The 10,656-nt window shown below is 38.8% G+C and carries 5 protein-coding genes; 4 read left to right on the top strand and 1 reads right to left on the bottom strand.

Translation table 11 applies throughout. From position 1 onward, the window contains the following. The first annotated feature begins 19 nt into the window (after positions 1-19). The 3 genes from B0X70_RS21405 to B0X70_RS21395 all read left to right on the top strand — a co-directional run bounded on the left by B0X70_RS21405 (position 20) and on the right by B0X70_RS21395 (position 7,659). Entirely contained in the window at positions 20-478 is a 459-nt protein-coding gene (locus B0X70_RS21405; RefSeq protein WP_072165574.1) for a GNAT family N-acetyltransferase, read from the top strand. Between the two features lie 25 nt (positions 479-503). Continuing rightward, entirely contained in the window at positions 504-3,068 is a 2,565-nt protein-coding gene (locus B0X70_RS21400; RefSeq protein ID WP_217470333.1) for a non-ribosomal peptide synthetase, read from the top strand. 130 nt (positions 3,069-3,198) lie between these two features. Then, a complete protein-coding gene (locus B0X70_RS21395) occupies positions 3,199-7,659 on the top strand; it encodes a type I polyketide synthase (RefSeq protein ID WP_217470332.1) in 4,461 nt (1,486 codons plus the stop codon). A 192-nt stretch (positions 7,660-7,851) separates the two neighbouring features. On the opposite strand, the gene B0X70_RS21390 is transcribed toward B0X70_RS21395, so the two are convergent. Then, positions 7,852-8,271, bottom strand: a complete 420-nt coding sequence (locus B0X70_RS21390; protein WP_040148900.1) for a GFA family protein — start codon at positions 8,269-8,271, stop codon at positions 7,852-7,854. A 676-nt stretch (positions 8,272-8,947) separates the two neighbouring features. On the opposite strand from B0X70_RS21390, the gene B0X70_RS21385 reads away from it, so the two are divergent. Beyond that, a complete protein-coding gene (locus B0X70_RS21385; RefSeq protein ID WP_040148902.1) occupies positions 8,948-10,132 on the top strand; it encodes a multidrug effflux MFS transporter in 1,185 nt (394 codons plus the stop codon). The last annotated feature ends 524 nt before the right edge of the window (positions 10,133-10,656 follow it).

Below are 10,656 nucleotides of genomic sequence, written 5' to 3'. Positions count from 1 at the left end.
AATATGGAGATAAATGATAATGACTTTACAATCTATTAAAAACGTGGTCTTAACAGAGTTGAATGGCGATGCGGAAGAGATAAGAAGAGTTGTAGATATTTGGTATCTTGCTTCAATTAAGTGTCATCATTTTGTTAGCGAGAGTTTTTGGCACTCATGTAAGGAGGATATGATGAATATATATATTCCTGGCGCTGAAACTGTAGTTGCCAAATATAATGATGAAATTGTTGGGTTTATCAGTTTGGTTGATAATATTCTGGCATCGATATTTGTTCATCCTGATTTTCAAGGTAAAGGAATTGGAAAGAAATTACTATTCGATGCCTTCGGTAAAAGGAGTGATTTAGTTCTTAACGTTTATTCAAAAAATAAACTGGCGAGAGATTTTTATAAAATGAATGGCTTTGTCGAGGAAAAAGAAGGTGTGGATGAACATACTGGTGAGTTAGAAATTACGATGAAGTGGAATGGCTAATTAACTTTAAAGATGAGATATTAAAATGGTTGATAATAGTAATGTAATTAGTGAAGCTACGGTAAGTTATTGGAAGGGATTTTTATCTGAATATCGTAGCCCAGAGTACGAGATTTCTTATTGTAAAGATATCTCATCTAAACCAACAAAGTTTAGCTTTTCTGAAGAAACTTCAAAGACCTTACTCTCAATTGCAAATGGTTCAAATAAACGGTTGAGCATATTGCTCGTGTCTTTGGCCGCTTATGCGCAGGCAATGATGTTGAAGAGTTCTGAGGTGACTGTTGTTACTGGAAATTATCTCGAAGATTCAACTGGACCAAAGGTATTATGCCTACCGTTTAACTTTGATAGTGAGTGTACCTTAAAAGAGGTGATCGTAGCTGCTTCAACAAATATTCAGCAAAAGTTGGCGTATGCCGTAGCATCTTTTCAAAACATTTTTGATAGTACAGTCACTTTCCCTTTAGCTGTTATATTGAAAAATTGCCAAAAAGAGTCTTATGAATTCTTTGAGCGCGCCTTATCGCAATTATTCTTTGAACATGATAACGAGCGGATATCCTGTGAAGTGACTTCGATATACGGTTCAGATTATGTCATCACTATGATGAATATGGTGGAGTCTTGGGCGAATAAAATACGCTCTGATTGTAAAATTTCTGAGTTGCTAATCGCTAATCCCTTTTATTTAAATGCTGTTGAAGCAGAAAATGGCATTGATACTGAACAGTCGATATTGGCTTTATTTAAGCAACAGGTCGGTATGTACCCGGAAAAAACGGCTATTGCAGATAGTGCGGGGGAATTGAGTTATGCTGAACTGGATAAATTGAGTGATACCTGCGCCGTCAGGTTAATAGAGTTAGGTATCGAAAGAGGCGATACGATTGGTATACATATGCCGCGATCTTGCTCAGCAATAGTAGCAATGTTAGCGGTGCTTAAAGCCGGCGGAAAATATTGTCCTTTCGATATAAATTGGCCCGTTGGCAGAAAGAAATATGTGCTAGATACTGCGGAGATGCGATTAGTTATATCATCAATTGATACTCAGTTGGCGCTGGAAGAATACCGCCAGATTACCTATGACAATCTGCAACAAGATGGATTTGATGCAAAACAAAACCTTCAACTGCCTGAAATTAATGGTCAAGATTCCGCTTACATTATTTTTACCTCTGGCTCGACGGGCAACCCAAAAGGGGTTGAAATTCCTCATAGTGCTGTCGTCAATTTGGTCAAAGGGCTATATCAAAAGGTTTATCGCAATTACCCGTGGGATTTGAACGTCTCAATGATATCAGCACTCAGTTTTGATGCGTCGGTACAGCAGATATATCCGGCTCTGTTACTGGGTCATACGCTGCATATCGTGCCTGATGAAATCAGGAAAGACGGCAAGAGAATCAGCCAATTTTGGCGTGACAGAAAGATCCATATTGCCGATTGTACTCCAACCCATTTAAGAATGATTAGGTCACAAATGAATGGTCAGCGCATTGATTGTCAGGTGAAGCATCTGATGATTGGCGGCGAAAAATTAGATCAGCAAAATTGGTTGAATTTCGCTGATTGCTGGGAGTCGGTTCCGAATGCATCTAACGCATATGGGCCTACAGAATGTTGTGTGCAATCACTCTCTTTTGAATTTAACGCTTCAAGCCAGATTAATACTGAGACTATTCCTATAGGTCTGCCAATGTCTGGTGAGGAAATTGTACTGATTGATGAATTTATGCGAATTCTTCCCAAAGGGGCAGTGGGGGAAATTGCTATATCTGGGAAAGGGTTGGCAAAAGGCTATATTAATAATGCCCAATTATCTCAAGAATCTTTTATCTTCATCAATGGTAAGCGTTATTATCGAACGGGTGATTTGGCAAGATATATCGGTGAGGAAGGTATGATTTATTTAGGGCGGATAGATAGTCAAGTAAAAATGAACGGATATCGAATAGAACTTGGAGAAATAGAGAAAGTTATTCAACAAGCGATATTAAAACTGAATTCCGGGGATGATATTAAGCCAGTCGTTGATGTTCATGTGATAGTCAATAATAAAGAATCTGATAATCAATTATTAATCGCTTACATCTGTTCCAATCAGGAAATTGATTTCGATACATTGCGTAAGGAAGTCGTATCTCATCTTCCTGATTATATGGTGCCGGCATATTTCATTGCAGTTGATACATTCCCACAAAATAGCAGTGGTAAAATTGATAACGCTAAATTACCTGATCCTCGTTGCGACGTGGTGCAGAAAAAAATTGTGGCATGTAATAGTGAGACGGAACAGCAAATATTGGATATCTGGGCAGATTTACTGACTACTCGGAAAGAGAATATCAGCTTAACAGATAACTTCTTTGATTTAGGTGGTTCATCATTTAAGTTAGCGCAGCTTAGTTTCAAGTTGAGTGAAGTATTTGCGCGGGAAATAGAAATTGTCGATTTATTTCAACACACTACGATTCAGTCACAAGCACAATATATAGATGGCAATCAACAACCATTAGACAGTTCCGATAATGGCGCTAATTCAACAGAACAGTTTGATGAAGCATTAAAGATATTCGGTCTTTAAGCTTAATTTCGTTAATTTATCCATTTTAAAAATATCAATTGAAAAATATCAATTGCAATATATTGATATTTTAATTAAATGTCTCTCAATAATTTAATGGCTAATTTAGCACTTGCTAATATTGAAAATCATGAAAAAAGATAATCATACACACGAATTTACCAGGCAAAAATTAACAGGATTAGAAATCGCTATTGTCGGTGTTTCTTGTCGCTTCCCTAATAGTGAAACAGTAGAGAGTTTCTGGAAAAATTGTTTAGAGGGCACGGATTGTATCTCTCGTTTTTCTGATGAAACATTGGCGAAAAATGGTGTGTCTAAACAGCATTATGCGAGCCAAAATTATGTCAATGCTAAGGGTGTTATTGATAACCCTTTAACGTTTGATGCTGATTTTTTTGATTATAACAAGCGTGAAGCTGAGTTTTTGGAACCACAAATTCGTAAATTACATGAATGTGGTTTTGAAGCGTTAGGTTCTGCCGGTATTGTTCCGTCTGAATACAAAGGGGCGGTTGGTTGTTATTTAGCGTCAAGCGCTCAACTCGGTTGGCAAATGGCCGCTTATGACGAGTGTGAACAAGATGGCGCCAGTCTTTTTTCTGCATTTAACTTAGTAGAGAAAGACTTCGCGGCAACTCGACTGGCGTACAAATTAGGTTTAACAGGGCCGGCGATTGCCATTCAGACAGCGTGCTCTTCATCTCTCACCGCGATACACCTGGCATCAAGAGCCTTGTTATTAGGTGAGTGCCAGACAGCGCTTGTTGCCGCTGCGACTTTAGTGACGCCCAGTCAACAGGGCTACCTACATCAAGATGGCATGATCACTTCTCCAGATGGAACTTGCCGACCATTTGATGAAATGGCGAATGGTACTGTCGGTGGTGAAGGCGTTGGCGCGATAGTGTTGCAGCCGCTCAAAATTGCATTGGAGCAGGGACGGCCTATTTTGGCCTTGATTAAGGGATCAGCGCTTAATAACGACGGTTCAAGAAAGGTGGGTTACACCGCGCCGAGCATTGACGGACAATTCGAAGCGATTAGAGGCGCTTTGGCTATGTCTAAGGTTGAAGCTGAATCCATTTCTTATATTGAAGCCCACGGCACGGCGACCAAGCTTGGTGATCCAATAGAAATCACCGCTCTGAATAAAGTTTTCTCCAACGTCCCACAGCAGAGTATTGCTATTGGGTCGGTAAAGTCGATTATTGGGCACCTCGATAGTGCGGCTGGAATGGCCGGGTTAATAAAAACGGCGCTGATGCTAAAACACAAAAAGCTGTGCGCTAATCGGTACTTTACGAATCCTAATCCTAAAACAAAACTCTCTTCTTCACCTTTTTATGTTAATACCGACAGTAAAGATTGGGATAGCGCAACCGTAAGGCGAGCGGGGGTGAGTTCATTTGGTATTGGGGGAACCAATGCTCATGTGATACTGGAAGAATATGTCTGTGAGCCTCACGATGATCAAGCTTCTGATGAAGTAAAATTACTCCCGTTGTCGGCTAAATCTGAATGGAGTTTGGGTGAAATGGAGAACCGGTTAATCGCGTGGTTAGCCTCTAATCCCAATAAATTAGCTGATGTCGCTCATACCTTACAAAATGGTCGCGAGCGTTTTGGTTATCGATCTGTATTGGTTTGCTCAGACGACAGGGCGATATACTCTACAGCCGACTTTGTTCGTGGTCGGTGTGAACCTGCAAACAAACGTGTTGTTTTTCTCTATCCCGGTCAAGGCTCGCAATATCAGACTATGGGGCTAGGCTTATATCTCCGTGAGTCGGTTTTTAAAGAGCAAGTAGAGCACTGTTTATCACTTTTGGACGATGAAAAAAGAGAACAGATAAGAAATTACTTAATGGAACCGGAAAGTTCTAATGCGTTTCCTGCCGAAATCATACAGCTTGCCATATTCATCGTTGAATACGCGACAACGCGATTAATGGAATCAAAGGGTATTCAGCCTGATATATTATTAGGTCATAGTCTGGGTGAATATGTTGCGGCGACTATTTCAGGGGTTTTTGCGCTAAAAGATGCTCTATTTTTGGTTGGTAGACGAGCGCAATTGATGGAGAAAATGTCTCCAGGCGCCATGTTGAGTGTACCTTTGTCAAAAGAGCAAGTTGTAGAACTATTGGCGGGAAGTTTAGAAATTGCGGCGGTTAATGGTAAAGATTCAACAGTATTGTCTGGTTCTATTGAAGATATCGAGAACCTAAAATCTTACTTGCAATTACAGGGCATTCATTCGCGTCAACTAAAAACTACCCACGCGTTCCATTCTAAAACGATCGATGAAATACAGGATGAATATGAGCAGGCATTGCAAACGGTCGCGTTTAATTCTGTAAATATCCCAATTTTGTCAAACCTATCTGGTGATTGGCATGATAATAATGAAATTAGAAAACCAGCATATTGGTTGTCTCATCAAAGAGATAAAGTCGACTTTTTAGGGTGTTTAGAGACGCTTTCTTCGCAGCAACATCTTGTTTTCATCGAAGTAGGGCCGGGCAACACTCTTACTAGTTGTGTACAGAAATTCTTTAAACAAAAATCGGATCAGCAAATACATATTGCCAATATGTTAAGGCATCCGAATTTACCTGAGGGGGATATCACCTATTTCTACAGTCAAATTGCTAAGTTGTGGTGTACTGTCGGATTAGGAAACTGGCAAGTGCCGAGCAGCCAATCTGGTCGTCTCATTCATTTACCTGTGTACGCATTTGCTGAAAAAGAGTTCACAAAGCTCAGAGATCGGTTGGTAAAAGGTCGAACGCCACAGATTAAATCACCGGATATAAAACAAAATATCCTGTATCGACCAGTGTGGTATAGAAGCTCGTGTGATGATATTAAGAAAATGGCACATGAAGGGCAGGTATATATTCTAACCACACATCGTGGAGCTAATAGCAATAGAGCGCTGGTCGATAACGTTTTACCAGGACAAAATATTATCTTTGTCGAGGAGGTTGATAAATTACCTTCGTTAAACCTAACGGGCTGTTGTTCGTTTGTATTAATGCCTAATGCAGAAGACTTTGTTGGTGATCCAATAGCACATTATCTTGAATGGCTCGCATGTATCAAAAATATATTATCCAGTAAGTCACTCGCGGCCTCTCGGTTTATTCTGTTAACGCCTCAAATTGAGAATGTGCTCGGCTATGAAATCACTGATGGAGCTATCTCATTACTCAAAGGCTTAATACAGTCAATTAACCATGAGCATCAAGAGCACTATGGCTATCAAATTGACATCTCCTTCGATGAATTAGCACAGGATAATTCAACCCAGTCTTTACTTCGTCGTTTAGTCAGCTCTGATATTAATTATCGAATGGCAATAAGACATAACCAAATTTGGTTGCCAGAGTTCAAAGCACTGCCGAATAAAAGCGTTGAAACTCATCAACAATGTAATGGGTTGCATGAGAGATGTTTAGTCTTAATCAGTGGTGGATTAGGTGGAATAGCTTTGCAGCTCTCGCAAAGCCTGGCGCAACATTATAAGGCCCGTATTGTGCTTGCCTCTCGAACAGCTATTCCTGACCGTTCACAATGGGAAAGGATCAAGGAAAACGAGAAACAATCGGCGTTGATTAAACAAATTGAGTGTGTGGAGAAGATTGAACAACTCGGTGGGGAAGTGATACTGCGACAATTGGATGTAACAGATAAACCCCAACTTTTCGACACGTTACAGTATCTGGAAAATAATTATGGGGCCATCAACATGGTGATCCATAGCGCCGGCTCGGATGCCGGGGCGTTGATTATGCAACCTGATATATCATCACATCGCAAAATCATGACGGCTAAAGTAGAAGGAACGCTGAATCTGATATCGTACTTTGAAGAGAAACAGCTAAGTTCGATGGTCCTATGTTCTTCATTACTCTCTTACTGTGGCGCTCCTGGGCAATCTGCTTATGTTGCTGCAAATGCATTTCTCGACGCGATTGCTGATAGGCGAGATCTAAAATTCAAGATCTATTCTCTCGCTTGGGATCGTTGGCTGGAAGTTGGCATGGCGTCAAGAAATATGGAAATTGACGCATCCACAGAAGGATTAACCAATCAGCAAGGTGAAGCCGTATTTCTACAAGCACTTTCACAGGCGACGCAACAACGATTGTTAGTTTCTGTAATACCGATTGAGGAAAGAGTAAATGCGCTGGATAGAGAAAAAGCCAATATTTTGGCAGAGACTAAAAATGAGATCGTAAGCAAAAATATTTCGATTAAACAGGTGATTTCAGAAGAAGTACAACACCAGTTGGGGCTTTCTGAAATTGATGAGCATTGCAGCTTCTTCGCGCTGGGTGCCACATCATTGGATATCGTTCAAATCAATGAAAGGCTCAAACAGCGTATCTATCACGATATTCCTATATCAATGATGTTTACCTACAGCACCGTGTCGAAACTAGAAAATGCAGTGGCATCTAAGTTGAATAACACTCAAGAAAATGAAGCGGCATTATTACAACATCGAACTTCAGCTAGCCAACTGGCAAAGCAAAGAATGAAGAATAAAAGGGTAAAAAAATCAGCTAATTACGCAGTATAACATGTCGGATTTCTGACCTTCTCTGACAGAGCGTTTTTAAACTCTAATTTTTTCAATAAAAGTCCCAGAAGGCGTTTTACCTTTCATGCCACCATGTGATCTGTGATACATGTGGTTTGTGATAGTGGTAAAACGCCTCCTCTCCCATTCAGCCAAATTTGGCTTCTAAATCTATGTCTCCTTTAGTTTTGGCTATATATATTCAACATTAGCAATCCAGTTTTGTTGGCGACGCGTCAATCGCGCTTGCTCGCTTTCGTCAGTGAACTTAGCTGCAACATAATTAAGCAGCGCAGGGTCAACGTCTTCAAAGGTATTGACGTTAACTACGGCATAATCGCGACCGTTAATCTGGCTGATGACAACAGGCACTACCCCGCATTGGCTACAGATGTGAAACTGCGCTGTGCCTGTTTCAAAAGAGTATCTATGTAAAAGCTTTTGTTCTCTGATACTCAGCCGAAGCTGTCCTGCCGGGAATGATGTCCAGACTGCATTGTGCTTGGTACAAAAAGAGCAAGTACATGCTCGTGCCGGAATCTCCAGAGGTTCAGGCTCCCAATTAAACGTAAATTCAACATTCTTACAGTGACAACTACCGGAAATTAACATGTGTACCTCCTTAGTTTGCGTGTCTTAACAATAGCGAGGAAATGTGATCTGGTATTACTGGTTTGTGAGTTTTAAAAAAATATACCCGTCATCTTTCAAGTTGCCTCTTTGTTGGCTGCACTCACTCACCCCGGTCACATAGTTATCTATGCTCCCGGGGATTCGCTCCCTTGCCGTCGCGATCCATCTTGAAATCCATAGGGTATATATCATTGTTCAAATAATAATTGCTTTGTTTTTAGCATTATGTGTTGTGTTTTGTGTTTTTTTTGTTCATTTTTGAACTTAAATTCTGTGTTTTTTTGTTTGCTAAAAGTGATGTTGATGTTACTATTTTTTTAATTGATATTTACATGAATTTATTTTTGTAAAAGTTAATTATTAAAGAAGCTGTGTAAAAGTATCTCACTATTTGGAGGGGTTATTTATAGAGTAAAAAATTATTAATCTAAAGCGTGAATGGGATTTTGTCTTTATGCTGTTATAAAGAGTTCTTAATTCTTGCAGTACAAGATAATATGCAAAGTAACTTGTTGTTTTTACATGCAAGGTGTTAATTTTATTCATTAAATAAGTGATTGTGTGCATTTAATGTGAATTTAACTGGCACGTGACTTTTATTTTATACGGAATTTATTTTGGGATAATGTTTATTATATCGATTGGTTAATGGCCTATGAGCAACAAAACTTCATCTTTATTATTTATCGTTTTAATGGCTTTTCTTTCTATGGGGGGACTGGTTTCATCAGATATATTCCTACCCGCTTTGAGTAAAATGGGAAACTATTATCACGTTAGCGAATCTAGTATACAAAGTGCAATAGCTATATTTCTATTTGGTATAGCCTTTTCTCAACTTATTTATGGACCATTAAGTGATTGTTTCGGAAGAAAAAGGGTTCTTATTTCTGGGATGATTATATGGCTGATTTCAACAATCGGTATTTTTTACAGTACGCATATTAGTGAGTTACTATTATTGCGTTTATTCCAGGGAATAGGCGCTTGTGCGGGTATTACATTAAGTCGTGCCATTATTAGTGATTTGATGGGGAAAGAAGAGGCAGCCAATTTGTATCTGATTATTTTCCCTTTTGTGGGAATGTCACCCGCTGTCGCACCCATGATCGGCGGTATGTTAAGTGAGTATTATGGTTGGAAAGCCTGTTTTTTATTTCTTACTTTATTTATAACAGCCACGCTTATGTTGTGCTTGCTAGTTCTGAAAGAATCACTACCAATAGAAAAACGTCAAAATTTGAGTGTTAAAAATGTATTGGTCAGTACTTACCAAGTGATAATAAATAAAGAGTTTCTTTACTATGCAGCAATACCTTGTTTCGCTTATACGGCATATTTTTCTTATTTGATTGAATCTCCATTTATTCTTACCGCTATGGGATTACCAGAAAAATATGTTGGCTACACCTATATAATGCTCTCTTTAAGTTATGTGTTGGGTAATCTTACGGCTAAGAAATTAAGTCGCCAGCAGGGCGTGAGAAAGACGATTTCTCATGGCTATCTTATCTTTGCTGTTGGCGGTATTGCTTTCACGATACAAATGTTTTTTAGTTCCTACCCATTGATAACTTCTGTGCTAACAATATCAGTATTGACTTTCGGTAATGGTTTTTTGCTGCCACTAGGTACTGCGTCAGCAATTGCCGCTCATTCTCAAGCGGCAGGGACAGCTTCCGGCGTAATGGGAACCTTGCAATTAGGTAGTGCAGGACTGGCATCATTGCTTATTGGTTATCTATCTCACCATGAACCTATTAAAGTGGCATCTATCATCACAGTTGTTTCTTTGGTCGGCAGTATTATTTATATAACTGGTAATAGAGAAATTCTTTAGTTGCAGATAGGGGATTTTTTAAGTTTATGCAAATAGTGCCCATAATGGTTTTTTTGATAAATAAAGAGATAGATTGTTGAAATACAGATACCTAATCGATTAATAGTAAAACATTATATTAATTTGGATTGCTTGATAGTTGCAGTGGAAATTTTTAAATATCGCTCTTTAACGTAAAAATTAGATACAAAAACCCACTAATAAATAACCTTCCTAAAATTCGTCATTATTTATTCAACGTCTTATAAAAAACATAACAATATGATTCAAAAATATATTCACATGAAAATAATCCTATTAATAAATAATTAAAATTATCAATAATTGATATTTATATCTATCCTAAGGTTACTATAATCAAAGGTTATTATTAATATGGTTTGTAATATAGCCAAAAAATAAAGGGGATAATTATGACCATAACTACAGAGAGGATAAATGTTGACTATCCACTATTCACGAACCTAAGGAACTATGACCTGCGGCTATCACCCAAATAAGGGGGCATAAAATGACATTTGCCT

Source organism: Photorhabdus akhurstii, from assembly GCF_019090985.1.
Taxonomy (GTDB): Bacteria; Pseudomonadota; Gammaproteobacteria; order Enterobacterales; family Enterobacteriaceae; genus Photorhabdus; species Photorhabdus akhurstii.
The sequence above is the reverse complement of the archived record's forward strand: the minus strand, read 5'-3'. Positions and strand labels throughout refer to the sequence as shown.